25 protein-coding genes are annotated in these 26,729 nt (G+C 63.9%); 1 reads left to right on the top strand and 24 read right to left on the bottom strand.

All coding sequences use genetic code 11. The features are described from left to right. Window positions 1-1,924, top strand: a 1,924-nt coding sequence (locus B1A78_RS02040; RefSeq protein WP_077145343.1) for an Atxe2 family lasso peptide isopeptidase, incomplete at its 5' end; no start/stop codon positions are given. A gap of 58 nt (window positions 1,925-1,982) precedes the next feature. Here the strand turns inward: B1A78_RS02040 and B1A78_RS02035 are convergent. The 24 genes from B1A78_RS02035 to B1A78_RS01920 all read right to left on the bottom strand — a co-directional run bounded on the left by B1A78_RS02035 (window position 1,983) and on the right by B1A78_RS01920 (window position 26,657). Next, window positions 1,983-3,719: an asparagine synthetase B family protein gene (locus tag B1A78_RS02035; protein WP_037467172.1), complete on the bottom strand. Its 1,737-nt coding sequence runs from the start codon at window positions 3,717-3,719 to the stop codon at window positions 1,983-1,985. Then, a complete protein-coding gene (locus B1A78_RS02030; protein ID WP_077145342.1) occupies window positions 3,716-4,363 on the bottom strand; it encodes a lasso peptide biosynthesis B2 protein in 648 nt (215 codons plus the stop codon). The genes B1A78_RS02035 and B1A78_RS02030 overlap by 4 nt, the downstream gene beginning before the upstream one ends. Window positions 4,364-4,432: 69 nt before the next feature. Continuing rightward, entirely contained in the window at window positions 4,433-4,573 is a 141-nt protein-coding gene (locus B1A78_RS22495) for a hypothetical protein (RefSeq protein ID WP_156103381.1), read from the bottom strand. A gap of 96 nt (window positions 4,574-4,669) precedes the next feature. After that, window positions 4,670-5,293 (bottom strand): GntR family transcriptional regulator, encoded by a 624-nt coding sequence (locus B1A78_RS02025; protein ID WP_081570253.1) that lies wholly within the window; start codon window positions 5,291-5,293, stop codon window positions 4,670-4,672. After that, entirely contained in the window at window positions 5,290-6,192 is a 903-nt protein-coding gene (locus B1A78_RS02020) for a phytanoyl-CoA dioxygenase family protein (RefSeq protein WP_051908357.1), read from the bottom strand. The genes B1A78_RS02025 and B1A78_RS02020 overlap by 4 nt, the downstream gene beginning before the upstream one ends. 10 nt (window positions 6,193-6,202) lie before the next feature. Continuing rightward, window positions 6,203-6,814 (bottom strand): acyl-homoserine-lactone synthase, encoded by a 612-nt coding sequence (locus B1A78_RS02015; RefSeq protein WP_037467180.1) that lies wholly within the window; start codon window positions 6,812-6,814, stop codon window positions 6,203-6,205. Window positions 6,815-6,895: 81 nt separating this feature from the next. Continuing rightward, window positions 6,896-7,639 (bottom strand): LuxR family transcriptional regulator, encoded by a 744-nt coding sequence (locus B1A78_RS02010; RefSeq protein ID WP_037467183.1) that lies wholly within the window; start codon window positions 7,637-7,639, stop codon window positions 6,896-6,898. Window positions 7,640-7,927: 288 nt separating this feature from the next. Next, complete coding sequence (locus B1A78_RS02005; RefSeq protein ID WP_051908348.1) at window positions 7,928-8,686, bottom strand: transcriptional regulator domain-containing protein; 759 nt, start codon at window positions 8,684-8,686, stop codon at window positions 7,928-7,930. A gap of 190 nt (window positions 8,687-8,876) precedes the next feature. Further along, entirely contained in the window at window positions 8,877-9,749 is an 873-nt protein-coding gene (locus tag B1A78_RS22490; RefSeq protein ID WP_169802885.1) for a JAB domain-containing protein, read from the bottom strand. 62 nt (window positions 9,750-9,811) lie between these two features. Further along, window positions 9,812-10,288: a hypothetical protein gene (locus B1A78_RS22485; protein WP_051908350.1), complete on the bottom strand. Its 477-nt coding sequence runs from the start codon at window positions 10,286-10,288 to the stop codon at window positions 9,812-9,814. Window positions 10,289-10,326: 38 nt separating this feature from the next. Beyond that, the gene (locus tag B1A78_RS01985) at window positions 10,327-10,659 is read right to left on the bottom strand and encodes a hypothetical protein (RefSeq protein ID WP_037467191.1); all 333 of its coding nucleotides are present in this window, start codon (window positions 10,657-10,659) and stop codon (window positions 10,327-10,329) included. A 59-nt stretch (window positions 10,660-10,718) separates the two neighbouring features. After that, window positions 10,719-11,240 carry a helix-turn-helix transcriptional regulator gene (locus B1A78_RS01980; RefSeq protein ID WP_231568033.1) on the bottom strand — a complete coding sequence of 174 codons (522 nt, stop codon included), beginning with the start codon at window positions 11,238-11,240 and terminating at the stop codon, window positions 10,719-10,721. Window positions 11,241-11,433: 193 nt separating this feature from the next. Continuing rightward, window positions 11,434-12,828 carry an MFS transporter gene (locus B1A78_RS01975; protein WP_051908352.1) on the bottom strand — a complete coding sequence of 465 codons (1,395 nt, stop codon included), beginning with the start codon at window positions 12,826-12,828 and terminating at the stop codon, window positions 11,434-11,436. Window positions 12,829-12,876: 48 nt separating this feature from the next. Then, on the bottom strand, window positions 12,877-13,206 hold the full coding sequence (locus B1A78_RS01970; RefSeq protein ID WP_051908354.1) for a hypothetical protein: 330 nt from the start codon (window positions 13,204-13,206) through the stop codon (window positions 12,877-12,879). 252 nt (window positions 13,207-13,458) lie between these two features. After that, window positions 13,459-14,664: a 3-oxoadipyl-CoA thiolase gene (pcaF, locus tag B1A78_RS01965; RefSeq protein WP_020997481.1), complete on the bottom strand. Its 1,206-nt coding sequence runs from the start codon at window positions 14,662-14,664 to the stop codon at window positions 13,459-13,461. Window positions 14,665-14,688: 24 nt separating this feature from the next. Further along, the gene (locus tag B1A78_RS01960; protein ID WP_034156879.1) at window positions 14,689-15,342 is read right to left on the bottom strand and encodes a 3-oxoacid CoA-transferase subunit B; all 654 of its coding nucleotides are present in this window, start codon (window positions 15,340-15,342) and stop codon (window positions 14,689-14,691) included. A 14-nt stretch (window positions 15,343-15,356) separates the two neighbouring features. Beyond that, window positions 15,357-16,043 carry a 3-oxoacid CoA-transferase subunit A gene (locus B1A78_RS01955; RefSeq protein WP_020997479.1) on the bottom strand — a complete coding sequence of 229 codons (687 nt, stop codon included), beginning with the start codon at window positions 16,041-16,043 and terminating at the stop codon, window positions 15,357-15,359. 99 nt (window positions 16,044-16,142) lie between these two features. Next, entirely contained in the window at window positions 16,143-17,942 is a 1,800-nt protein-coding gene (locus B1A78_RS01950; RefSeq protein ID WP_062793167.1) for an FAD-dependent monooxygenase, read from the bottom strand. 26 nt (window positions 17,943-17,968) lie between these two features. Further along, a complete protein-coding gene (locus B1A78_RS01945; RefSeq protein ID WP_077145341.1) occupies window positions 17,969-20,389 on the bottom strand; it encodes a TonB-dependent receptor in 2,421 nt (806 codons plus the stop codon). A 424-nt stretch (window positions 20,390-20,813) separates the two neighbouring features. Then, window positions 20,814-21,143, bottom strand: a complete 330-nt coding sequence (locus tag B1A78_RS01940; RefSeq protein WP_020997476.1) for a non-heme iron oxygenase ferredoxin subunit — start codon at window positions 21,141-21,143, stop codon at window positions 20,814-20,816. 18 nt (window positions 21,144-21,161) lie between these two features. Then, window positions 21,162-21,695, bottom strand: a complete 534-nt coding sequence (locus B1A78_RS01935; protein WP_020997475.1) for an aromatic-ring-hydroxylating dioxygenase subunit beta — start codon at window positions 21,693-21,695, stop codon at window positions 21,162-21,164. Beyond that, entirely contained in the window at window positions 21,695-23,041 is a 1,347-nt protein-coding gene (locus B1A78_RS01930; RefSeq protein ID WP_077145340.1) for an SRPBCC family protein, read from the bottom strand. Before B1A78_RS01930 ends, B1A78_RS01935 begins: the two co-directional genes overlap by 1 nt. After that, entirely contained in the window at window positions 23,038-24,276 is a 1,239-nt protein-coding gene (locus B1A78_RS01925) for an NAD(P)/FAD-dependent oxidoreductase (protein ID WP_020997473.1), read from the bottom strand. The genes B1A78_RS01930 and B1A78_RS01925 overlap by 4 nt, the downstream gene beginning before the upstream one ends. 101 nt (window positions 24,277-24,377) lie before the next feature. Next, window positions 24,378-26,657 (bottom strand): TonB-dependent receptor, encoded by a 2,280-nt coding sequence (locus tag B1A78_RS01920; RefSeq protein WP_083733730.1) that lies wholly within the window; start codon window positions 26,655-26,657, stop codon window positions 24,378-24,380. Window positions 26,658-26,729 lie beyond the last annotated feature (72 nt).

Here is a 26,729-nt window from a genome sequence, read left to right as displayed (position 1 = left end):
GCCCAGTCCCGTCAGCCGCGCGCCGGTCACGACGCGTGATCTCGTCGAACTTGCCGACATCACGGCGCCGACGCCCTCGCCCGACGGCCGCCGCATCGCCTACCGTCTGAGCCAGCCGTCGGTCGACAAAAATGCATCACATCTCAGCTGGTTCGTCGTCGAAGTTCACGGCGGCGGCGAACCGGTCGTGCTCGACGGCGGCGCCGTCCGACCCGACGCGAGCGGCGTGCCCGTCGAAACCACGCCCGTCTGGGATGCCGACAGCCGCGGGCTTCGTTTCCTCGCGCTAAAGGACGGCGTGCAGGCAATCTGGCACTGGCGCGACGACGCGCCGCTTCAACGCGAGATCGTCGACGAGGCCGACATCACGGACTTTGGCCCGTCGGCCGATGGCGGCGCGCTGCGCTACAGTGTCGGCGCAACGCGTGCCGCGATCGCCGATGCGGAACGCTCGGCCTACCGCGATGGCGTGCTCGTCGATGGGAGCCTCAACCTCAACCAGGCGGTTGCGGGCGGGGTAATCGAGGATGGTCAGCGCGTCATGCGCCGCATTTCCTCACCCTGGTTCGACAATCGGCGGATCCTCTGGGACGTGGCGGCGACCGAAAAGACCGCCGTCCCGAGCGATCCGGCCCAGCGTCCCGCGCCCCCTCCACCCGCGCAAGACATCGCGAGCCGTGCCGCGAACGGCAGCCTCGCCGAGATCGTCGGCGAGAGGGACAAGCAGCAGCTTCGCGTCACGCGCGCCGATGGCCGCCTCCTGGTCTGTTCCGCGTCGCCGTGCCGGTCGGGCAAGCTGCGCGCGCTCGCCTGGCGCGGTGGCAGCGATGCCCTGCTGCTGTTCGAAAAGGATCGCAGCGAACGCGAGATCGTCTGGCTATGGGCAGTCGGTGCCTCCAAGGCGAAACGACTGACGGTCACCAGCGGCGCGCTCCGCGTGCCCGGCCAGCCACCGCGCTGCGCGGTCGGAGCCGAGGCGCTCTATTGCGCCGATGCACAGCCGCTCGTGCCGCCGCGCCTCGTCCGCATCGATTATTCCTCGGGTCGAACGCAGGTGCTCGCCGAGCCGAATCGTGCGCTCGCGGCGCGGATCGCGGCGAAAGCCGAGCCGATGGCGTGGCCCGGCGGCTTCACCGGCTATTTCCTGAGCCCGATCGATGCCAAAGGCCCGCTCCCGGTCGTCGTCCAATATTATATGTGCGAGGGCTTTCTGAAGGGCGGGTCGGGCGACGAGATACCGATGCTGCCGCTCGCCGAACATGGCATTGCGGTGCTGTGCATCGACGCGGTCCGTGCGCCACGCGCGGCGGGAATGGAGGGCTCCTACGCGCTCGCGCTCGAGACGATCGGTTCCGCGCTCGACGGGTTGGCGGCACAAGGGAAAATCGATCCATCGCGCGTCGGCATCGGCGGACTCAGCTTCGGCTCGTCGGTCGCGCTCTGGGCCATCCGCAAGTCGAAGCGCTTCGCGGCAGCGACGATCGCGTCGGGTCAGATTTCGCCGCACTATTATTGGATGAATGCGCTTCCCGGACGCGGCTTCACCGCGGTTCTCGACGATGTCTGGGGACTCGGCCCGCCCGACACGGCTCCCGATCGCTGGAGGTCCGTTACCGCGCTCTGGGACATCGATGCGCTCGACACGCCGCTTCTGATGCAGGTCCCGGAGTCCGAGGTCCAATCCAATGTCGAACTCCACACGCGGCTCAAACGCGCGGGCAAACCCGCCGAGATGATCGTGTTCGCCGACGAGCTGCACATCAAATATCAGCCGGCGCACAAGCGCGCTTCGTACGAGCGCAATCTCGACTGGTATCGCTTCTGGCTCAAGGGCGAAGAGGACAAAGCCCCGGATAAAGCCGGGCAATATCGCCGCTGGCGCCAATATCGCGCGGGACAGTCCTTGCCCGTTCCCGCGCGTTAGGACCGTGCCGGGCACGCGCACCCCGGCGTGTGCCCGGCACGGTCGATCGGCCTCGGACTCAGTTATCCGACGTGACGCCCGACGCGACGATGGAACGGGCCCATCCCTCCATGTCCGCGACCTCGAGGATGCGCAGGATCGTGACCGGATCGCCGGCCCCGCCATCGAGCATCGTGCGCACCGCATCGAGATCGAGAATCCCCGCCCCGGCCATCCAGCCATCGAGCAGGAAGGGACGGAGGCGCTCGCGATTTTTGGCGAAGGCCGGCAGGAAGATCGACAAGATGCGCCCCTTGCTCCGCCGCGCCAGCACTTCGCGAGGAAGCTCGCAGGCAAAGGCACGGCGCGCGAGCGCCCGATCCTGTCCGCCCTCGCCCCATTGCCAGCTGGCAAGCCCGAGGCCGAACTCGACAAGCGGCTGCGACAGCAACGGCGCGATCATCGGCATCGCCAGCGCCCGGTCATAAGCGTCGACGAACGACTGGGTCAGGAAGAGGCTCGTGCCATAGACCCTTTGCCCCGGCGCCGCGCGACGGGCATCGGCGATCCACGGATGCGCCGGCATCGGACCTTCGTAGCGGCGCGACAGCAACGTGGTATCGATCGGCCAGGGCGGTGGCGGCTTTAAAACCCGCCGCGCGGCATAGGCGAGCGCCTTCCACCGATTGTCATGCGCCATCCGCGCGAGGTCGCCTGCCGCGCGCCATGACGCGAGCGGCCCGGCAAAGCGCAGGGCATCGAGGATCGGCGCCGTCGAAGTGATATAGCCGAAGACATTGTCGCCGCCGGCCCCCGTGAAGATCGCGTCCGCGCCATACTCCCGCGCCGTCTCGAGGAAGACGGCGTCGCTCGGCGCCAGCAGGCCGAAACCGCCGTGACGCACCCTGAGCCGGTGGGGCAATGCGACGGGATCGCCGGGAGCGGGTCGCCACCGTTCGGCCAGTTCGGCGCAGAGCCGGTCGGTCACCGCTCGCGCATAGGGCCGCTCGTCGCCGTCGGGATCGCTTGTCGCCAATGTCATCCCGCGCCACTGCGCGCCGCTTTCGGCCAGGCAGGTCGCGACAATCGAGCTGTCGAGGCCGCCCGACAGCTCGAGCTGGATGCGATCGAAGCGGCGTCCCCAGGCCCCGGTCACGGCTCCGACGAGCCGGCGGAGCTCGTCGGGCGCAGCGCGACGCGGCGGCCGGACACTATGATCCCATGGCGACCAGCTGCCGGCCTGGCGGCGGCCGCTCGCGAGCTCGACAATCTCACCGGGGACGACCTCTCTGACCCCGGCGATCTCGGTGTCGGGTCCGCGAAAGAAGGGGTAGCGCAGCGCCGCGTCGATCCGCGCCGGATCGGGTCCGCCACGGGCAAAGCCGAGTGAGTGCGCGAGGGAAAGATCGGTGAACGCGCAGCGGCTCGCGGCGCCATTGCCATTGCCGTCCATCGACCGACCTTCGTCTCCCCGCGCATGGAAAACCGGCGGGCCGGCAACGGGCGAGCGGAGCAGAAATACCCTGCCCGCCGCGTCCGCCCAGCACAGGAGATAATGACCCCAGAGCACCGAAAGCGCCCAGGCGCCGCGGGTGGCGACGATCTGTGCCGCCGCCTCGTCCGACAGGTCCGAACAGGGACCGAAACCATCGCGATGAAAGGCCCAACCCGCCAGCGCGACATTTCCGGCAACGGTCAGCGGCGCAGCGCCGTCTCCGACGAGCCGCCCCGGACCGATCGTGGCGAGCGGCAAAAGCTCTTCCGGCAGCCGCCCGAGCGCGGCCGCGCCGTCGATCAGGGCGAGACGCAGGCTCAAAGTTTGAACACCGGCGTATAATCGGCGGCGATGTTGAGCGGATCCGACAGGACAAGGTTATCGCTCTGTACCCAGCTGTGCGCGAGGAGCGGATCGAGCTGGACGCCGAAATAGACGTCGGCGGCGATACCGCGCGTCCACAAGCAGCGGGCAAGCGCGAGGCTGTCGGGGACGCAAAGCCGGCGCGTGGGGACAGCAATGCGCGCTTCGGCAAAGCCCCGCGCGATAGCCGCGGCAATTTCGCTGTCCCTGGCGAGGCCGTCCCGTCCCTTGGACTGCCTCGCACATAGAGCCCGGAAAGCGCGCCATCGCGAGACGGTTCGCGCAAGCCCCAGGAAGCGGAGCGACAAACGTGCGCGGGCGACCGAGGCTATCGCTTCCCATGAAGATATGCTGCCGCTGCCGCCATCGACTTCGAGGGCGCTTATGAGTGGCGGCGGCTGGTCGACCGGCGCAATTCCGGCCCCCCGCCCCGCACAAATCAGGCGACGCGCCAGAAGCGTCTCGACGAGCGTTGAAGACGGCGGCGGTTCGGACGCCGCAAGTGCGGCCAGCACGGCCGCCTCGGCTTCCCCGAGCAGAAGATAACGGTCGGCCGCGAGGTCGAGCAGAACCACCCGGTGGCCGAGCAGCCCGTAGCTCACATGAGGTGCGAGATGATATGTCATGGTGAAGAAGCGGACGCGGCGCAGGACGCCGCGTCCGCAAAGCCGTCAGTCGGCGGAGATGCCGCCGCCGACGGGGATCGGGCTGAGGAGATGATCCTCGGGATAGGGCGGAGCCGGCCCGAGCGTGACGACGCTGGCGACGCCCAGTTCTTCGATGCCGTCTTCGACGGTGTCATTGTGGTTCATGAGAACCTCCTCTTAAATGCCGCGGGATTGCGGCATCGAGAAAGCTACGCCGATCGGACAGAATAGAATTTTTATAGTTTGAATATCTTTCGAATATTATCTGAGCGGCGTGTCTCGGGGTCTGAGCTCGGCGACGACACGTCCCGCGAACGCCATCCGCCGCCGGTGAAAACGCGTGATCTTGGCCCGCAGTGCACTCCAGCGTCCGAAGCGGTAATCGGCTTCCATCGCGGCGAGCATATCGCGCGCCGAGGTGTCGACGCGGGCTTCGGCTTTGCGAAACAGATGACACCGTTCGACCAGGTTGAAGATCGCGAAGCGCAGCTCGCGGTTGGCGCTCCACAGTGCGATCGCCCGGAAGAGCGAGTCGAGGGCCTCGGCATAATCCCTGTGATGCGTCAGCTTCACGAGGCCCGTCGGCCGATCGCGCTCTGGCACCGGACCCTGGAGCGCGAGCCCGAGCAGGAATGACGCCCAATGATAGAGATCGTGGAGATCGGCCTCGGCGAGGATCGGGGGCCGGAACCCCTCTTGATGCCAGCTGTCGATGATCCGTTCGCCGGCGAGGCGGTGCAATGCCTCGCGGACCGGGGTCGCGCTGGCGCGCAGCGTCCGCGCGAGAACGACCGGATCGAGCCGCGTGCCCGGCGGATAGCGGCCATCGAGCACCCGCGCCTTGAGGTCGAGATAGACGCGCTCCATAGTCGAGCCGGCATTCATGCCCGGCGCGCTCCGTCTACCGCGACGCGCTGCGCGGCGACATGGTCAGCGAGCAAGGCCTGCTGATCGGGCCGCAGCGCGTCGATCGCAGCCAGCGGCTCGTCGGGATAGCCGCCGAACAGGACCGAGGGACATTGTCCTTCGAAGTTGCCGAGATTGGGGCGGTGCTGCGCGTATCCAGCGAGCGCGGCGAGCTCGGGCGGGAAGTGGCGGGCAATGTCAGGAGGATAGGCCAACCACTGGTTCTCGTAGGGCTTGAGCCAGCCGAGACAGTAGCTGACGATGATACCGCGGCGCGGCATCGCGCTCAAATTTGCGCCTGCGCCGTGGAGTGTCGACCCGAGGAAGACGATCGCGTCGCCCGGCTCGGCTCCAGCAACCACCGGCTGCTCGCGCGGCTCTTCGATCAGCGCTTCGACGCCGTGGCTTGCGGGCCAGATCATCGTCGCGCCATTTTCCGCGGTGAATTCGGTGAGCGGCCACATCACGTTGAGGAGATATTCGACCTCGCCGAGCGAGCCCTGCCACATATCCTGGTCGCGGTGGGGGAATTGCGCGAGCGCGCCGGGATGGAGCTCGATCGCCTGCGTGAGGTTGAGCTGGATACGCTCGCACCAGGGGCCGAGCGCCGCCTCGGCAAGCGCCAATATACCGGGATGCATCACGAGGTTCGCCATGTGCGGCGAACGGATCAGCAGGCGCCCGAACCTCTTGGTGCGCGCGCCGTAGAAGCCGCCCGAGCAAAAGGGTGTCGCGACGAAGCGCGGTGCCAGGTCCGCCGCGATTGCCGCGATCTCGGCCGGCGGTGCCGCGCCGCGAAGCAGGACATAGCCATCATCGGCCAAGCGCTGCGCGGCGGTGCCAGCGGAGTCGCGGCGCGAAAAGGAATGGTTCGCCATCATTCCCTCCTCACGCGGCTTCGGCGGCCGCGTCGGCGGCGGCCGCGACGATGCCGGTCTCGGCCAGTTTTGCGGGGGTGTCGGCCTCGATCGCGATCGCCAGTGCGACCAGCGCACGGCCATCGTGAATCGCGGTCTCGCCGAGCAGGCGGCAATCCCAGCCGAACCGCTCGACCTGCCGGAACCACGATAGCTCGGCGACCCCGGTGTAGGTTGAAATGCCATGCGCCAGCGCATGCTCGACGAGCCCCACGAGCAGCGTATCGCGCGCCGCGCGGCGTTGCCGCGCGCCGATCCCCGGCGAAAGGCAAAAGCGGGTGATTTCGAAGATCGCTGTTCCGTGCGGAACTGGGCCGTCGACAAGATAGGGGAAGATGCCGTCGAGAAGGGCGGGCCGCGTCGTCGGCAGAAGCCGCGCCGAGGCGAGATGTTCGCCCTGCCCGTCGGTGACGATCAGATAAGTGGCAAAGGGATCGTCGAAATGGTCGACCTCGAACCGGTCCGCGAGCACGGGAAGGTCCCATTTGAGCAGATCCACAAAGACGCGTTTGCGCGCTTCGAACATCGAACGGAGCGCGACATGCTCGTCCGCCCTATTGTCCTGATTGACCGTGATGAACATGGGTTTTGTCTCCTCGGTTGAAAGAGACAGACCAATTGAACCGAAAAAATCATCTCCGCCATACCAAGAAAGGGGGGTGTTTCAGCCGCCGGCGACGTCGCTGAAGCAGATCGTGCCGTCGAACAAGGCGCGGATCGCCAGGCTAACGCGGCTTCGAGCGGAGTATTTCGCGCGCGCGTTGCGCAAATGCTCACTGACCGTATCCGTCTGCAAGTCCATGATCTGCGCGATCACCGAATCCGATTTGCCGCGCGCGGCCCAGAGAAGGCATTCGATCTGCCGGTCGGTGAGGCGTGGCTGATCATTGGCAGGAACCAGCCCCGACAGTTGCCGTGCCGCCTCGAAGACGAAAGCGCCGATCACCTGCGCGAACATCAAGGCCTCGGGTGTCGCATAATGCCCCTTCTGCCAAGCGAAGGATACCGACCCGTGTGCGTCGCCGGGGATATGCGTCGGAACGGTGAGGCCATCATGGATCCCGTGCCGGCGCGCGCGCTTCAGAATCGCGCCGTCACCAGGCCGTGGCCGCGAAAAATGATGCATTTCGTGCCAGAGGAAACCGGCCGCGCGGCGAGCGCTCGCACGATGGACCGGGTCGCGGACGCCGAGCCGTTGTTCATCAAACCATCGTGCCCAGTCTTCGGGATAATTGTGGACGCGCAATCCCTTCTCGGGCGCCGCCAGGAAGTCGACATGATGACTCAACGCGAACCATGAGCAGCCGAGCCTCGAACAGGCCTCGTCGAGAATATCGATCAATGCATCTTCATTTGCGACCTTCAAGGATTCGGCCGCGAGCCGCAGCGCGGCGTCGAGGGTTGGCATGAATGACCCATGGCAACGCCGGCAGCATTCTCGAACCTGCTTGCCCGGCATTGCTCCCAGTCCGGTGCCGATCCCCTCGCCCTCTCAATGGGCAGGGTCACCGCGGTTGGGCATCGTTGCTGGTCATAGACGATGCGGAGCCCGTCAAAGCTATGGGCGCGATAATATTTTTCAAATATATTCGCGATTTAGTCTCAAATTGAGAGTTTTTGTTGTCATGAAGAGCAGCCCCGGGACGGTTGGTGGCTCCGTGCGCGGCGGACGACGTCGCGTGCTCCGGGTGGCGCGCTAGCCGAACCATGGTCCCGACAAGGGGTCAGCAAGTCTCCGCCGAGCGATCCGCACGAGCCGCTGGACACGAAGACGATGCGAGGCATTTTCAATCCGCCAGCGCCGGGACGCGATCACCGCACCGAACAAGATGCGCGCCATCTCCTGTTGTGTCGCGCCGGACAGAATCGCATCGCCGACGCGCAGCTCGAGGATCCATTGCGCCGCCTTACGCTCGCGCGGCATCATCGAACGCGGTAGCCGGCCGCTCTCGGCCAGGACGACAAACTGGCGGAGAGCTTCGAGCTTGGGCTTTGCCGACTGAAGGCCGGATATCCGATGTTCGACTAGGATCGGGCCGCCCAGCAGCGTGCCGTCGTGCAAGTCGAGGCGGATGGCCCAATGTCCGTCACTCAGCAACCAATGCTCGGTCTTTTCTGCGTCGATCTCGACCGACACAAATGGGGCGACATCGCGCACGTCGAACAGGTCGTCAGCAGGACTGTCTACGCGGGCGGGCCGCCCGCGCAGCACGCGTGGATCTCTGACGACGCTCCAGATTGGACGGGCTTCGGACGCGGACAAAGCGGGATCGATCCAGCCGTGCAGGCCAAGGCTCTCGAGCCGCTCGTCCGAAACGCGCGCCCGGTTTTTCCAGAGGGTCCGGTACAGCGGACTTCGGCGTAGCCACTCCCAGGCGAACGCGCGTCGGTCCGAGACGAGAAGCCCGCCATAAGCTTCGGGAAATCGCCAGTTCGCGGCAGGTCCGCCGCTCATATCGTATCGCCAGAATATTTTCCGAATATTTCCATGCGGCGTCGATCGGGCAAGAACAGGCCGGCATCAGCAGTTGGTGACGAGCAGAAAGGATCGATGTGATGGCGCCTTGGTCGCTGACGCGCCAGACCAGCGGCCGCAGAGACGACGACGCACGCCCGCGACGGGCCGCGCCCGCTTCAGGCGCAGCTTATTCGGTTCCTTCGGCAAAATAGGCCCGCAGCCGATGCCCAACCTCGGGTGCGATCTTCATCAGCGTACGCCGCCCGTCGAAGAGGTCGGGCGTCCGCTCCAATATGCCTGCCTCGCACAGGCGTTGCGCGAGCTTCATCGCACTGCTGGTCGGAATGCCGGCGGTCGCGCAGAGCGACGACATCGAGAGCTGCTGTCCCTTGCACTCGTGGATGAAGAGATCGATGAGCATGTCCCATGCCGGCTCGCCGAACAGTTCGGCGCTGCCGACGAGCTGCCGGCGAAGGATGCGGCGTCGCAACACTGTCTCGGCGTTTCGACAGGCGCGATCGATCGCCTCATCCTCCGGCAGCACCTCGCTTCGCAGCGTGAAGGACGCGGGATTGGCGCGGCGTGCGGCGCTCCTCCGCTCGCAAATGATATGGTGAAGCCGGGTCGGCGTGACGATGATATGATCGAGAACCTCCACGTCGAGCGCGCGCCCGATCTGGTCGAGCTTGCGCGTTGCCTCGATATCGTCCTCGCTCGGCGTCGCATCGCCGCCCGGATGGTTGTGGACGAGAATGATCGCCGCCGCATTATGCTCGAGCGCGCGCCGGAAGATCGTTCGCGGGTAGATGGCCAGATGGCAAAGCGTGCCATGCTGCATCTGCTCGTCGGCTATCAGCCCATGCGCTGTATCGAGGAACAAGACGCGGAGCCGCTCGTCGGGGAGCGATCCCATCGACGCGATCAGGTAGCGGCGCAGCGCGGGATCGAACGGGTCGATCCTCCCGGCGCGAAGGTCCGATCGCATTCCATCGAACATCGTGTCGCGAAGCGTGACGAGAAAGGAACCAACTTCGGGCCAGTCGCAGAGAACGGCCGCCATGCGTTCGGCGGTTTGGGCCCAGAGGCGCCCAAGGCTGCTGAATTCATCGAGGAGGACGCGCGCTATGAGTTCGCAATCTTCGGGCGCGATCGCCGCGATGAGCCCAGCCAGGACCGATCGCTCCCATTCGCGCGCACCCGCTTCTGGTGCCGCCAGGTTGCAAAAACGAGAAGCGGCGGGAGAAGCCAGGATGCAGCGACCTGCATCGTCAGATAGGCGACCGGATGAACCGACATGTCCGCCGCCTTGCCGACATGCGCCATGAGCGGGAGAAGCTGGAGCACCGCTGCCAGCATCGGCCAGAAGCGATACGCCGTCAGCGCAAGTGTGACGCTCGCCGCCGCGGCTGCGAGATCGATCGCCAGATGCCCCGCATCGACCGACGTGAAGGTCGGCGGAATAAACTGGTGCAGGACTTGATCGGCGACCGCCATCGCGATGAGGATCAATGCCATCGCCCGCTCCGGGCCGCCGCCTTTTCTCAAGGCATAGACCAGCGCCGCCAGCAAGATCGTCAGGAAGATTGCGATCCGAACCATCGCGACCAATGACCATGCCGGCGACCCCGGGTCAATCGCTAGGAGGTCGCCGCCATTGCAGCGTCTCCGGCGCCCGCGATGGCGGGACATTCATGGAGATCGAGCCCGCCGGTCTCGCGCGCGATGTCGGCCAGCTCGCCATGGATACGCAAGGCGTCGCCGCTCGCACCGACCAGCACGGTCTGTAGCCTGGCGATGCGGTGGATCGTCGATTGCGCCTTGACGGCGGGGACGCCGGGCGTATCGCGTCGCGCCGTCACGACGCTCGTCATCAGCGACGAGGCGGCGATGATGGCGTCGTCGATGCGGGCCTCGGCGGCGGGGACTTGTTGCTGGAGCCGCGCGGCGGCCAAACTGATGGTATCGGACATGACTTCTCCTTTGCCGGAAGCACGGGCTCCGGCGCTCGTTCGATCGGATATGAGAAAGATCAGCCGGAAATGAGCCGCGTGAGCGTCTCAGCAATTCCGAGACTGCCGAGCAGGAAAATGATCGCGGCTGCGAGAATGGTCGCCATGATCGTGAGCCTGGCCGAGAGCCTGTGGTCGTGCCTCCAGATCTTCCCGGACGGGGCGCCTTCTCCTGAAAGCCGGTCCACCGACTTGCTGGTCTCGCGCAAATCGAAAACATTCGAAGGGCCATCGTCTGCGAAGCCGGATGGCATGATCGTTGCGGTGTCGGGAAGCTCCACCGGATCGTATGCGATCCGGTCGCATATTTGCTTGAGGCGCCCGTAGCGGATCGCGGTATCGTCACGATCCCTCGCCCCGAGAAGCTGCCTGGCAGCGGTGATCCGCTGGTCGACGGTATATTTTGAGATGCCGAGCTCGCGTGCGATCTGCTTCGATGTCTTGCGTTCGAGAAGGAGCTCGAGGCAAGCGCGCTGCTTGTCGGTCAGACGATTCCATCGGAGACGATCATCGGCGGTAGAAGATTGCGACCCTTCCATCATGTCAGTGTGGTGACATCCCGTCGGCGCACAAGACCCATTTTTTTGAACAACATGCGATTTCACCGAACGGGACCGGGCCGGGGATGCCCTGTCGCGGAATGTGCGCGACCGATGGTCTTCGGCACTCTGCCGGGTGGAGGCCGACGAAAGGGCACGCAATGCGACTATCGGAATAACGCGACCCGAAACACAATCAGACGACGTCGGAGCCCGCCAATTCGATGCGCTTCACGGCGCTTGCTCTCCCCTCCCGCGATTTAGCCAGTCCGAGCAGAATTAAGCTAACGGCGAAAATTGGCAGCGGCGAGGCCACGATCATCATCAACTGCAGGCGCGGCAGTTCTGTGGCTAACAATATACCGCCGACGAGCGGGCCGGCAATCGAACCGATCTTTGCGATGGACAATGCCCAGCCGATACCGGACGCGCGGACAGGACACGGGTAGAGCAAGCCGGCGGCACCGTTCAGACCCTGATGTCCGCCCAACACGAAAAAACCGCATATCCCGACGGCGATCATATAGCCCGACGAGGACAAGTCGGGAAACGCGAGGGTAGCAAGAAGAATGCAGCCGATGACCGGCATAACTGTGATCGACGACAAGCCCAGGCGGTCGATGAAGGCGGAGATGACGAGGCCGCCAATCGATCCTGCCAAGATGAAGAGCGACAGTCCAAGCGCGGATTCGGCTTTCGGCAACCCCGCGCCGAGCATGAGCGTCGGTAGCCAGCTGATCATGAAGAAGACAGTCGCCGAACTGCAGACATAGGCTAGCCACAGCAAGGGGGTGATCGTCGACAGGCGTCCGGAAAAGAGCGGGGACAGGCCGCGGGATGCGGCGGCGTGCGGAACATCGGGAAGAGCCGCGATGCGGGCGACGGTTTCCGCCGCGATCGAGGGATCGATACGGCGCAGCAGGGATTCCAGTTCCGCCTTCCGGGTCGACCGCCGGGAGAGAAACGCAACCGATTCCGGGAGGAGGACGTAGCCGACGCCGGCGAGAAGAAGCGATAACACACCGCCGATCCAGAACAGTGCTTCCCAGCCATAATGAGGCATGAAGGCGGCCGCCACGGCGCCCCCGCTGGCCGAGCCAGCCATATATCCCATCATGATGACCGCAACCACAGTCGCGCGAAATCGCTGCGGCACGAGCTCCTGATTGAGTGCATAGAGAAGCGGCGTCAGGCCGCCGATTCCGATTCCCGTGAGAAAGCGGCAAAGGCTCAACAGATAAATGTCGCGCGCGACCAAGACTGACAGCGATCCCAAGCCGCACACGACGAGCGCGACGAGAGATCCAAATTTGCGGCCGTGCCGATCGCCGATCCAGCCGAAGACGATCCCGCCGACCAGCATTCCGAAGGAGGCGGCCGCGAACACCAATCCGAAGGCCGCGGACGACAAACTCCATTCGGACATGATGGAAGGAGCAGCAAAAGCAATGGTTTGCAGGTCATATCCGTCGACAAACATCATGAGCGTCGACAAAAGCACCGTGGTCACGACCAGCATATTCCACGACTGCTTGTCGATGACCTCTCCAAGCAGGGTCGCAGGGCTGTCGTCTCTATTCTTCTCGTCCATTTTCCCACTCCGGTCGTGCGCTTTCCGGCCAGACCGGGCCGGCCGAATCTATATGCGGACCTCGACAACACCATTGGCCAACCGCACCGAACAGCGTTCGAGCGGCACGCCCGCCGGGCCGGAGAGCTCGTCCCTCGCGCGAGCCTCGATGCGCGCGATGTGCGCGGGCCCCTCGATTATGCGAACCTCGAGCAAATCCTCGGACGCGAGCGCAAAGCAAGCGCCGGCTATATTGCTCGTCACGTAGAACGAGCCCTCGACATGATATATTGCTATGTGCCTGCCCGCGATTTCGGCGACATGAAGGGCACCCTCGGAAAGATCTTCCAAAGCAATGATCGGCCGCCAGACGGTGGCGTCTTCGATTGGACCTGCCATATGATCCCTCAAAAACCATCGCCCGAGAAGAGCCGGGAGCGCGGGCACCGACCGCACCCATTCCCCACTTCGCGTCTCTCATTGCGGCGCAGTCCATCATGCGCCGACTGAAATATAGCGCGGGCCCGGACGCGAAACGCGCCTCACAGCGTTCAAAAGATTGTCTCGGAGCGCGTCGCCCGGCCGAGCGCCTTCCGCCCGCGTGACGGGCAGACTTCGCAGACGCCGTCCACTCCCGATCCGGCGGGATCGTCAAACGCGCTCGACTGCAAGAGCAAGACCCATGCCGACGCCGATGCACAGCGTGGCAAGGCCGCGCCTGCCTCCGCTTTTCTCAAGCTGGTGAACGAGCGTCATCGCAATGCGCGCGCCCGACATGCCGAGCGGATGGCCAAGCGCTATCGCACCGCCATTCGCGTTCACATGCGGTGCGTCATCCGGCAGACCGAGCGCGCGCAACACCGCGAGCGACTGACTGGCAAAAGCTTCATTGAGCTCGACGGCGTCAAAATCGCCGATGGCAAGCCCGAGCCGACCCATCAGCTTCTGCGTCGCCGGGACCGGGCCCATCCCCATCACGCGCGGCTCGACGCCGGCCGAGGCGAGGCCGAGGATTCGGGCTCGCGGCGTAAGGCCATGCGCTTTCGCTGCGGCCTCGCTGGCAATAACCATGGCAGCGGCGCCGTCGTTGATGCCCGAGGCATTGCCGGCAGTGACCGTGCCCTCGGGACCGAAGAGCGGCTTCAGCTTCGCGAGCGCTTCCATCGTCACATCCGCCCGCGGATGCTCGTCGATCGCGACGAGGGCCGTCTCGCCCTTCCGGCCCGGAACGGTAACCGGGACGATTTCTTCGGCGAGAAAGCCGTTATGCTGCGCGGCGAGCGCGCGCTGCTGGCTTCGCAACGAGAATGCGTCCTGATCCGCGCGGCTGATCTTGTGATCTTCGGCGACATTTTCACCGGTGCGCGGCATCGTCTCGGTGCCGTGGAGTGCATCAAGGGCCGGGTTGACGAAACGCCAGCCCATTGTCGTATCCTCGAGCTTCTGCCCGCGGCCGAAGGCAGCGTCGGCCTTGCCCATGACGAACGGCGCGCGTGTCATGCTCTCTACGCCCCCCGAGATCGCCAGCGCCATTTCGTCCGAGCGGATTGCCCGGGCCGCCGCTCCGACCGCTTCGAGCCCGGACGCACAAAGGCGGTTGAGCGTCACCCCCGGCACCGTGAAAGGCAGACCGGCCAGCAACAGGCTCATTCGCGCGACGTTGCGGTTGTCTTCGCCCGACTGGTTGGCGCAGCCGTAGAAGACCTCCTCGATCGCGGCAGGATCGAGAGCGGGATTGCGATCGAGCAGCGCCTTGAGCGGGAGCGCACCCAAGTCGTCCGCACGCACGTTCGCGAGGATGCCGCCATAGCGGCCGATCGGCGTGCGGATGGCATCGCAAATGAATGCGTCGGTCATATGAGTCCTCTCGATAGGTCAGTGTCAGGCCGGAAGCGCCATGCTCTCGCGAAGCGGGACGCCGGTCAGCTTGCGGAGATCCTCGATGGCAAGCCCTTCGACCATCTCAAGAACGCCGGCACCGGACGGGCCCACCTCAAAGACAGCGACATCGGTATAGACGCGCGACACACAGCCGAGCCCCGTGAGCGGATAGTGGCACGCCTCGACCAGCTTGCTTTCGCCTTGCTTGGTCAGCAGTTCCATCATCACGAAGGTCTGCTTGGCGCCGATCGCGAGATCCATCGCTCCGCCGACCGCCGGAATGGCGCCGGGTTCCCCGGTGTGCCAGTTCGCGAGATCGCCGTGCACCGAAACCTGGAAGGCGCCGAGCACGCAGATGTCGATATGGCCGGCCCGCATCATCGCGAAGCTGTCGGCGTGATGGAAATAGCATCCACCGGTCAGGAGTGTCACAGCCTGCTTGCCGGCATTGATGAGTTCCCAATCCTCTTCGCCGGGCACCGGTGCTGGCCCCATCCCGAGCAGGCCGTTTTCGCTCTGCAGGAATATGTCGCGGTCGACAGGAAGATAGTTCGCGACCGTGGTCGGAAGGCCGATGCCGAGATTCACATAGGCGCCCTCGGGAATATCCTTTGCGACCCGCGCGGCCATTTGGTGCCGATTCAAGCGTTCCATATCATCTCTTCCGATCAGGCCACGGCGTGGAGAGGCACGGGTGCCGTTTCGATGACCCGCTGCACGAATATCCCCGGTGTCACGACTGCTTCGGGATCGAGATCGCCAAGCGGCACGATCCGGGCAACCTGCGCGATCGTCGTCTTGGCCGCCATCGCCATAATGGGTCCGAAATTCCGGGCAGTCTTGCGATAGACGAGGTTCCCCCAGCGATCGCCCCGCTGCGCCTTGATCAGCGCAAAATCTGCGTGGATGGGATATTCGAGCACATATTGACGCCCGTCGATCTCACGGGTCTCCTTCCCTTCGGCAAGAAGCGTCCCGAAGCCTGTCGGCGTGAAGATTGCGCCAAGTCCCGCTCCCGCCGCCTGAATGCGCGCCGCAAGATTGCCTTGGGGCACGAGTTCGAGCTCGATCTGCCCGGCACGATAGGCAGCGTCGAAATGATGCGAGTCCGCCTGACGCGGAAAGGAGCAGATGATCTTTTTCACCTTACCGGCCTTGATCAATGCGGCAACGCCGGTCTCGCCGTTGCCCGCATTGTTGTTGATGATCGTGAGGTCGCCGGCGCCTTGCGCGATAAGCGCCTCGATGAGCTGGTCGGGCATTCCAGCGGTACCGAAACCGCCGATCATGACCGCCGAACCATTCTTGATGTCCGCCACCGCCGCCTCGGCGCTGACGACCGACTTGTCGATCATTCGACCCTCCAAACTTTCACATTGGCAAAGGCTAAGCATCGCCCGGCCGCTGCAGCAATGGGAAGGGAGTCTCACCCAAGACAGCGGCCGGACGATCCGTCAGACGACCATTTCGTCCGCACGTTCCGAAGTCGTTTCGGCGGGCAAGGCGAGAATGGTGGCCATCGCCGAGCACAGCCGTTCGGCGGCATCGGCCGAGACAGCTTCCGCGCGCCAACCGACGTAAACATCCGGCCGGACGAGGATTGCCCCATTTTCGCCGACCTCGCGGATTCGGGCGAAATCGCCATGCGGATCTTCGATCGGCCGCCCGGGACCGATGACGTGCACCCGGATCGGCACGCCAAATTGCTCCGATGCCGCAGCCGCCGCGTCCACCCACGCCTCGCCGCCCAATCCGGTCAGGAGGGTGAACTCACCATCCCCGCACAGCGCGAGCGTCGAGACCCGCGCTCCATCGCGCGCGACCCAGCCGTGGGGCAGCCGCGCGCCCGGAAAGCTGGTGGGCTGGTAGAAAAGTTCGGGATCGCGATCATATTGCGGCGGCGCGGTTCCATCGCCGACCACGGCATTGGAGGCGTAGCGCTGGTTCATCTCGACACCGTGGCAATTATAGACGAAGTCGGAGCCATCGATCGCGGTCCGCAATGCCGCGCGGCGATCGGCGGCCTCGGGGGTCGAGTCCTTGATCGACGCCATGTTGCGGCGCATTTGTTCGGGATCGTCGGTACCGAACAGTCCAAGCGCTTCGAGAATCGGCGGAAAACAGCCAAGGCTCTTGTTGGCACGGGTCACCGTCTGCTCCGCGACCGGCGCCCGCTCGGCGTTATAACTGTCGAGCAGGTCCGACCCCGCCTTGCCGCCCAGCACCAACGCCATTTTCCACGCGAGATTATATGCATCCTGGATCGAGTGGTTGGAGCCGAGACCGTTGGTCGGGGGGTGGCGATGCACGGCGTCGCCCATGCAAAAGATCCGGCCCGCCGACAGTTTGGTTGCATACATGTCGTTGACCGTCCAGGTCGAGAAGCTCTCGATCTTGATATCGACCTGATCGTCGCCAATGAGATTATAGAGGATGCCCTTGGCAAACTCGTCGTCGATCTTCGGCGGATTGGCGACATCTTCATAGCCCCAGATCGCGAGCCACTTGTGCCAAGGACGCACCATGCGGACGACCCCGATACCCATCCCGCCCACGCTCGAGCCGGGCTGGAAAATCCAGTACAGAACGCTCGGGCGGTGAGCGACGAAGCGCGAAAGATCGGCTTCGAAAACGATATTGATCGAACCCGATACGCCCATTTTCCCTTCGAGCGGCAGCCCCGCCTGATCGACCACGCGCGAGTTGGCGCCGTCCGCACCGATCAGATATTTCGAGCGGATCGCATATTCGCGCCCGGTATCGCGTTCGCGCACCCAAGAGGTAACGCCGTCCGAGTCCTGCTCGCACCGCAAAAACTCGGTGCTGAACCGCACGCGCGCGCCCTGGCGGGCAGCGCCGCCAACCAGCAGCGGCTCGAGCAGATTTTGCGGCAGGTCGCAGATCTGCTCCGGGCTCGCGAGTTCATAGTCCGATCGCCGATGCGGCTGCGTACCCCATGTGCGCAGCCTGCCGAGCTCCTCGCCGGCGAGACTCGTGCAATAGGTGTTCTCGCCCATGAGATCGTTGGGCGCCGCCAGGGCGAGCGCTTCCTCGGCCAGACCAAGGTCGCGGAGGACTTCGACCGTCCGCTGGTTGGTGATGTGCGCCCGGGGCGTCGGTGCGGTCCAGGGGTATTTGTTGATGACCATGACATCGACGCCGAGCCTCGCGAGCGCCAACGCCATCGTTCCGCCGGCTGGGCCGGTACCGACAACCAATACATCTGCCTTCGTGATCACGTCCGTCTCAGACACGCATCCATCCTCCTAAGTGATTTGATTCAGAACTTCACTCGCGCCTCGGCGCCAAAAAGCGTCCGGCCCGAATTCGGCAGGCAGTAAGCGGCTCCCGAAAAGGCGAACAGGTCGCGTTTATACTCACAGCGCGTCTGCCCGGTAAGGTTCGTGGCATAGACGCTGAGATCGTAGCGGTGGTCCGCACCGAAGGACCATGTCGCCCGCGTGTTCAGGAAAACGCTGCTCCCGATCGCATCGACATAATTGACGTCGCGCAGGAAGCCCTTCGACTTACTGAGATACTGAAGGTCGGCTTGCAGACGCAGCTTGTTGTCGCCGATCTCGAACTCTTTGGCTACCAGTGCATTGGCCGAATATTTCGGGGCAAATGGCAGGGCGTGCCCCTTCTGCACCAAACCCGACGGATCGGTGCCGGCGTCGGTCACCTCGCTGTCGAGAAATCCGCCCGAGAGTTGAGCGGAAAAGCCGCTCCCCGGATTCCAGCGCAGTTCGATCTCCGCGCCCTTGAGCTGCGATTCCGGGACATTGATGAAGACCGGACCGGTATTGGGGTTGACGTCGAAGAACTGCTGATCTTTCCAGATATAGTAGAAGACCGCCGCGTTCAGCACCAGAGTACGGTCGAACAGTTCCGATTTCAGCCCCACCTCGAACGCATCGAGCGTCTCGACCTGCTGATCCTCCCGCGCAAAGCCGGTCTGCGGACCATGGAAAAACTCGATGTCGTGCTTGCCCGAGCGGAATCCCCGCGAAGCGCTGGCATAGAGAAGCGTGTCGTCGGCGAGCTTGAAGTCGATCCCGACCTTCCCGCCCCATTTCTTGGCGCGGATGTCGTCCGGCGCGAGGGTTTGCGCACAGGGTTTGCCGCGATTGTCGGGCGTACCGCCGGCGAGATTTCCGTCGCCGTCCAGGTCGCAAAGCGGAAGGCCGCCCGTGAGCGAGCCGATCACTGCGTTCGACCGGAACTGGTCACGACCGAGTGTCCCGGTTCCAACGTTGCCGACGAAGAGCGAAGGCGCGCTCTTCTTGTCGTCGGTGTAGCGAAGCCCGAAGCTGACGGTCACCGTCTGGCTGATATCATATTCGACCTGGCCATAGGGCGACAGCACCTCGTTTTTGAGCCGGGCGATGCTGAACGCCGCCTGATTGCTGTACGGGTCGCCGGCAAGCAGTAGCAGTGCGGCCGCCCCGCCCGCGCCGGTCCCGCCATTGAACGGGCCGAACCCCATATTCTGCCCGAGGAGCGAGCTTTCGTGAAAATAGTAGAGGCCGGCGATCCAGCGTAGCGGGCCTTTGCCGGTCGATTGCAGGCGTAATTCCTGGCTCATCTGCTTGAAGCGTTGATCATTGCCGTTGATCATCGTGATGTCGTTATCGGTCGCACCCGGACCGCCGAGATCATATGTGAATCGGACGTCGGACTTGTCGTAGGATGTGATCGACGTGAGGCTGACATCGCCCAGATCCTGTACCAGCTTGGCGTAAAAGCCATAGGCCTCGACATATTGCTGGTCATCGCCGACGCGGTAAATGTCGCTCCATCTCGATGTATCGACCACGCGGCCCTGCGAGTTGGCGCCACCCGAAATGCCTTCGAAATCGAGCTGCCTCGGCGAAAGGCCGGGCGCGAAGATCGACCCAGAAGGCGCGCGCAGACCGACGAACCGGAAGGGATCGATCTGACTGTCTTCCTGCCCGTAATGCGCGTTCAGCGTTATTTTCGTATTATCGCTCGGCTCGAGGAGCAGCGTTCCACGAAGCGAAAAGCGGTTTTTCTTGCCGTAGCGCGCGCCGCCGTCAGCCAGATTATGCCACATACCGTCGGAATGCTGAAACATGCCTGCAAGGCGAAGGGCCGCGACGTCGCCAAGCGGCACGTTAAAGCCAGTTTCCGCGTCGATCCGGTTGAAGTTCCCGTAGTTGAGACGGACGAACCCGTCGACCCCGCCTCCGAGTTCCGGCTGCTTTGAAATATAGTTTACCGCACCGCCGGTCGTGTTGCGGCCAAACAGGGAATTTTGTGGTCCGCGCAGCACCTCCACCCGGTCCAGATCGTACAGGCCAAGGTTGGTGAGATAGGGTGCGCTCATCGTGACTTCGTCCATATAGACGCCGACCGATCCCGTCGCATTGCCGAAGAAGTCGTTGGTCCCGACCCCACGGATCGCGATCTGGCGATTGGCCGCGCCCTGGGTCGACACGGTGATGTTCGGAGCGATCTTGGGAATATCATAGGCCGACTGGATGCCGCGCTGCGCCAGCTGCTCGCCCCCGACGGCCTGCATGGTGATCGGCACGTCCTGAATATTCTGCGCCCGTTTCTGGGCCGTCACGATGATCTCGTTCGGCGCGTCGACGCCTTGTCCGGTGGCCTGCGCAAGCGCCAGTCCCGGAACCAGGGCCGCGACGCTTGATGCGCACCCGAGCATCCATTTGATCTGCATCGTCCTCTCCCGTTCGATCGTACAGCACTTCAAGCCCGGCGGGCGCTGCGCGCTGCAATTGACGAAGCGAGAGTGCGGTCATCAGCGTGACCTGCAGGCCCGCTGGATGAGCGAAGTGCCCCTCCCCGCAATGCACTCTCACTTCGGCGCGAGGGCCTTTGGTCTGATCGCCAACTCGCCCTGCGCCCGACAAAGCTAGGACGATGGGCGATGCTTTCCCAATACTAAGCTAGGCCCTGTGCGATAGCGCTTCCGTATGGCTTCAGACCCGTCGAAGCGACGTTCCGAGGAGACAGCCGTGCCTCGAAATGCTCTCATCGGGTGAGGGGCGCGTCAGCAGAGCGCGCCCGGCAGAATACGACCATCCGCGAGGCCGGAGCCGGGCGCGCCCACTCCATAAACGGGGAGTTTGCCGTCCGCGCCGTCAGAAGCTGACTTCCACCACCCCGTCGGCAACGCGCACCGGGTAGCATTGCAGCGACCCTTCGGCAGGACTTGCCAGCGCCGCGCCGTCGCGCACGTCGAAGCGCGCATTGTGAAGCGGACATTCGACAACGCAGTCTTCGAGCCATCCATCCGACAAGAGGGCGAAGGCATGGGTACAGATGTTGCTTGTCGCGTAGAATGTACCGCTCACATTATAGACTGCGATCTCCCTGTCGCCGAATGTTGCGGCGAAGATCTCGCCTTCTGGAATGAGTTCGGACCGCGTAATCGGATGCCAGCTTGCGGCATCATCTGCTGAAATGGACATAAATCTCTCTCGGATCGGCTAAACGGTATAAAAATCGACGACGCTCGGCATGCGGTCGTTGATGAGGATGATCGTCTTCGATGCGATCAGCCATGGCCCCGCGTCCTCGCGGACAAAGCTGTGGCTGTATCTCACGGCTGCGACATGATGGTCGAAGGTCCTGGGATCATAGACATGCACGGTGGCGTGCGAACGAACATCCAGCCGGTTTTCCGAATGCGCCGTTACCCTCGATCCGCCTATCATATGAAGCGTACGGGGAAGCGGCAGGGTCGTCACCGACTTGCGCGAACCGAGCCTGTGAACCCGTTCCTCTAGCTCCCACCGCATTTCATGGTAGATGAGCGACACTTCGGTATCGGGATTCGAGGTATTCCGATACTCGTCCAGCCATGCGGGCATCCAGAAGCGGGCGTCCTCGCGGTAAAGCGCGAGCCAGCCGGTCCAGTCCTGGGAGTCGAGCGCATCCGCTTCCTGAAACAGGAGATCCGAAGCGAGCGCGCGCGCAACGGGATCGGCCGGCGCCTCCGAAATTCCGGTTGCGGCGCCCATCAGCCGTTTCCCCGCTGCAGCAAGCGCTTCCACTCACGATAACCGGGGAAGAAGTTCGTCTCGCCGCCAAAGGCTTCGTTGCCGAACGCCTTGCCCACGCCCATCGAGCTTTCGACGGGCGTGATGCCCAGTTCCGCCGCTTGCGCGTCGCCCGCACCGGGCGTACCAGCGAGGCCGCGCCCATACCCCTGCCTCGGGCCGGCCTGCGCGGCATAGCCCGCCTGACATAACTCATACATCGCATTATCGTCCGAACTAGCCAGGCCAGGCGGATTGAAGAAATCCTCATAGCCCCGGATACGAAAGCGACGGGCCGCGGGCCGCTCGCCCACGATGCCCAGGCAGTGCGACGTCATTTCGGTCTTGCTGGCCGAAAGCGGACGCCATGTCCGGATCTGGGCCGAGTTGATGTCGATGATCTGGAGGTTCGGATAAATGGTCAGATTGCGTTGTCGGAGCATCCATTTCGCGCGGACGGGGCCAACCCGTTCGCGGACCGCATCGAGTGCATCCTGTTCGAGGCACAGCGGTCGGCTGAACAGGCTCTGCTGCAGGATCGAGAAATTGACGGCATGTCCGTAGTGGAAGTTGAAACTCCCCTGCGCTTCGGGTTCGTCTTCGCTCGTGAGAACCCCGAGCGTGCCGCGCTTTCCGCGCTGCGCCAATATATCGACATAGGCGCTGTGCGTCGTGCTGAAATGGTAGAAATCAAGGCCATTCTCGAACTGCAGTTTCCAGTTGCCCTTGAAGGTGTACGTCACCTCTCCCGGAACATATTCGATCTCGCCGACGGGACTCTGATCCACGACAAGATCGATGAAGACCTTGGCGTCACCCAGATGATCGTCCAGCGTCGGGACGTCGGGATTGAGGCTCGCAAAAAGGAGTCCGCGATAGCTCTCGAAGCGTGGAACCCGAATGAGATTGTGATCCGCCTCGGTAAAGCTCGCCGCATATTGGCCCGTCGCCTCGGCCGTCACATGGACATTCTCGCCACCTGAATCATAGGACCAGCCATGATAGCGGCAGGTATGGAATTTCTGGCGCCCGTGTTTCAGCGGGCAAAGCAGCGTTCCGCGGTGTCGGCACGTGTTGAGGAAGCAGCCGATCTGGCCCTCACCGTCCTTCATCACGATCACCGGCTGCCGACCGATGTAGGTCGTGAAGAAGCTGTGGGGTTTGGGCAATTGGGATTCGAGGCCGATGAAAATCCAGGTCGCCTCGAAGATCGCGGTCATCTCGGCCTCGAAAATCGCTTCGTCGGTGAATACCGCGCTGTCGACGGCGAAAATACCGTCTTCGGGCCGATCATCGATCAGCGCGGCGAGGCTGGCGGCATCGGTCATGACATTACTCCTGCGTGGGGCGCCATATGGGTGAAGAAACATTTGCGCAGATCGGTGGCCGGATCGGCGGCACGCGCGACATCGACGCCCTGCCCCGACGCGATCGCGCGCCGGCCGGCAAGGAAATCCCTGGGTGTGTCGAGGCATGCGATGCCCGCGAGCCTGTTGCCGTCGAGATACAGCATTACGCCGGGACCACGGCGGACAGCGGTCAGGCGCGTGTCCGTAGTACCCGCGACCTGGATCATATGCCCGAACTGGCTCGTCCAGAACCAAGGCGCCTCCTCGGGTTCCGGTGGCAGGGCGAGGATCGCGCGCGCCGCGATAGCAGCAGATCGACGCGCATGCGACCAGCTCTCGTCGCGCGAGGGCCGCACGCCGTCGATCGCCGACCGCTCGGCAATGTCGCCGATCGCGAATATTCTGCGATCGCCCAGCGTCCGATAGTCTTCATCGACGAGGATTCCCCCATTGCAAGGAAGCCCTGCATCTGCCGCCAGCCGGCTATTCGGTTCGATACCGAGCCCCAAGATGACGAGGTCGGACACGAGGTGCTGCCCATTAGCCAATTGCGCTTCGATACCGCCCTCGGCGCGCCGCAGTGCGGTGACCCTACTGCCCAAGTGCAGGCGAACGCCCGCCTTTACATGGGCGTCAGCGATCCAATCCGATGCAACACGAGGAAAGCTGCGCGCGGCAACCTGCCGATCGGCGCCGACGAGATCGACTTCGAGACCTGCCTGACGCAACGACGCGGCGACCTCGAGCCCGATCAATCCGCCACCCAGTATGAGGGCGGAACGCGAGATCCGCGCGCGACTCCGCAGCGATTCTGCGTCCGCAACCGTTCGCAAGGTGAACGCCCCCGCCTCCAGACTGCCAGAAATGCTCCGCGCTGTGCCGCCGGTCGCCAAAATCAGTACATCATACGGCAAGGCGCTATCGTCCTCGAGCAGAACGCAGCGATGCGTCCGGTCGATCGCAGCCACTTTTGTCGCCAGGCGAAGCGCGATCCCGCGCTCCGGCCATCGCTCCGGAGAGGCAAGAGGAACCGGAGCATCGACCTGCGCCAGCAGCATCTCCTTGGACAGGGCCGGTCGCTCATAGGGCGCGACCGGCTCTTCCCCGACGATGACGATATCGCCTGTCGCTCCGTTTTCACGGAGCGACAGCGCGATGGCGCCGCCCGCGTGCCCCCCGCCAACCACCACGATCGATTGGGGGCCGACTGTCATCGACGCACCTCACCGTGGCAGATGGCGCAACGCAGACGGCTCAGGGTAGCCGGGGCTTGCGTCCAGACGCCCTGATATTCCGGAACCAGCATCGCGCGGGCTCAGTACCGGTAGGACAGGTTGAAGGCCCATGTCCGCGGACGTCCGGTGTAGCGGATGACCGCATCGGCGGTCGGCAGGTTCACGAGCGTCGAGTAATATTTGTCGGTCAAATTCTGGACCGTGAACGACGCGCGCCATTTGTCGTCGGGCGACTTCACGCCGATGCGGGCGTCGTAGAGCGTATAGCCCGGCATGTCGAAAAGCGCGAGATCGCCCAGGCCACCATTGGTACGCCCCTGATAGTTCATCGCGCCGCCGATGAAGGCATTCATGTCGTTGCCGACCGGGAACTCATATTGCGCGTCGCCGACGAACTGCCATTTCGGCGTCAGCGGGAAAGGATCGCCGGACAGCGGCCCCAGCACGCCGAGGGCGTCATAGTTGATGAAATTGCCGAGAATCTTGGAGCCGATATAGGTACCGCCCATATTGATGTTCAGCCCCTCGGTCGGCTGCCAAATTGCCTGCAGCTCAGCGCCGGCGATCCGCGATTTCGGCACGTTGACGAGAGCGTTGAGGGGACCCAGCACGGGGTCGATGACCTTGCCGCGCAGCTGCTTGCCCCGATAATCGTAATAGAAGCCCGCGCCATTCAACTGGAGCGTCTGATCGAACAATGTCAGCTTGAAACCGGCCTCGTAAGCGAGGACGGATTCCTGCTTGGCGGGCGCAAGCTGAAGCGACGCCGTCGCGCCCGTCGTGGGGAAGGCCCCGTTCTTGTAACCTTTGCTGACGTTGGCATAGATCAGGGCCCTTGGCGCCGCCTGCCAGTTCACGCCCGCGCGCCACGAGACATTGTCCTCGTTGAGATTGTTGAAAACGACGCCGGGTCGATAGGTCGGCGACAGCGTGATACAGGCTCCGGGCGGCAGCGTCGTCGGGATGCCGCTCAGCAGCGTCGCGAAGCGCGAAATCACCGCGGAGAGGTCGCCCGCGCCCGAGTCATAGGAGCAGCCCTCGAAGCTGCGACGCTGATCGGTGTATCGCAGCCCCCCCTGCAACGTCACGGTGTCGGTTACCTTGAAATCGATGTTCCCGAACACGGCATAGGTATTGACCTTCTGGATCGAAACCGCGCGAGCGACATCGAACGGAAAGCTGCTCGTCATCGCCGAGGTGATCAGGGAATCGTCGATGAAATCATAGGCATAGTTGCCACCGAGGACGAACCGGATCGGCCCGCTCTCGCCAGCCAGGCGAAGCTCCTGCGAAAAGTCCTTGCTCCTGCCAGGCGCCGCCACCGCGAGCGTCTCGATCGCGGTGCCGTCGGCCTCGACGAGGCTCTTGCGGTTGATTTTCTGAAAGGCCGTAATCGACGTCAGATCGAGGTCCGTTCCCAGTTCATAATCGATCCTGGCCGACGCCTGCCAATAGCCGTTGTCGCGCTCGAAATTCTTCCCCGGATCCCAGTCGGCAGCGCGATTGCTCGCCGGCGCATCGGGATAATTGTCGAGGAGCGCCCTGACCGCGGCATTGGGGCTGACGGCGGCGACGAGCTGTGCCGCCTGCGTGTCAGATTTGTCGCGCCACCCGTTGACGTTGAGATTGACCGTCAGCCGATCGCTCGGCTCCCACTTCAGAAGCAGCCGGCCGATCAGGACGTTGCCCTCTCCCAGACTGTCGTCGCGCGTATAGCTGCGCTGCCAGTCGCCGCTATGCGTATATTGGACGGCAAGACGCGCCTCGAGCGTGTCGGACAGCGGGCCGCTGACATAGCCCTTGATTTCCGCGCGATCGAAACGGCCATAGGTGACGTCGGCGCCGGCGCGAAAATCGGGGGTGGGTTTGGCAGCAATGTAGTTGATCGCGCCGCCCGTCGAGTTTCCGCCGAACAGCGTACCCTGGGGACCCTTCAGAACCTCGACACGTTCGAGATCGAGCGCCGCGCCGGTCGCCATGGCCGAAAATGGCAGAGGAACCTCGTCGACGTAGATGCTGACAGCGGGCGCCGCACCGAGACTGGTTTCGTAGAAGCCGATACCGCGCAGGGTGTAGACGGGCGTGCCGTAGGCGCTCGGCGTATAGTTGAAGCCCGGCACCACTTTGACGAGGTCGCTCACATCGGAAACGCCGCGCGCCGCCAGATCCTCGGAACCGACCGCGGTGATCGAGATGCCGACCTTGTTGATATTCTCGGACCGCTTCTGCGCGGTCACGACGATATCCTGCAGGCCGCTCTGCTCGGCGGCATCTGCCGGCGCTGCCTCGGGTGCCGGAGACGCCTCCGTTTCCTGAGCAACTGCAACGCCGGGCAGGCTTGCGAGAAGTCCGACGGCCAATACGCGAGCGGACACGGTCGCGCGCTGGGACGAAAGCAGTCCATGGTTGCGTTTCAAGTTAACCTCCCCAAA

It is taken from the genome of Sphingopyxis sp. KK2 (assembly GCF_001990265.1).
In the GTDB taxonomy this organism is placed as follows: domain Bacteria; phylum Pseudomonadota; class Alphaproteobacteria; order Sphingomonadales; family Sphingomonadaceae; genus Sphingopyxis.
This window is presented reverse-complemented; position numbering and strand designations above follow the sequence as displayed.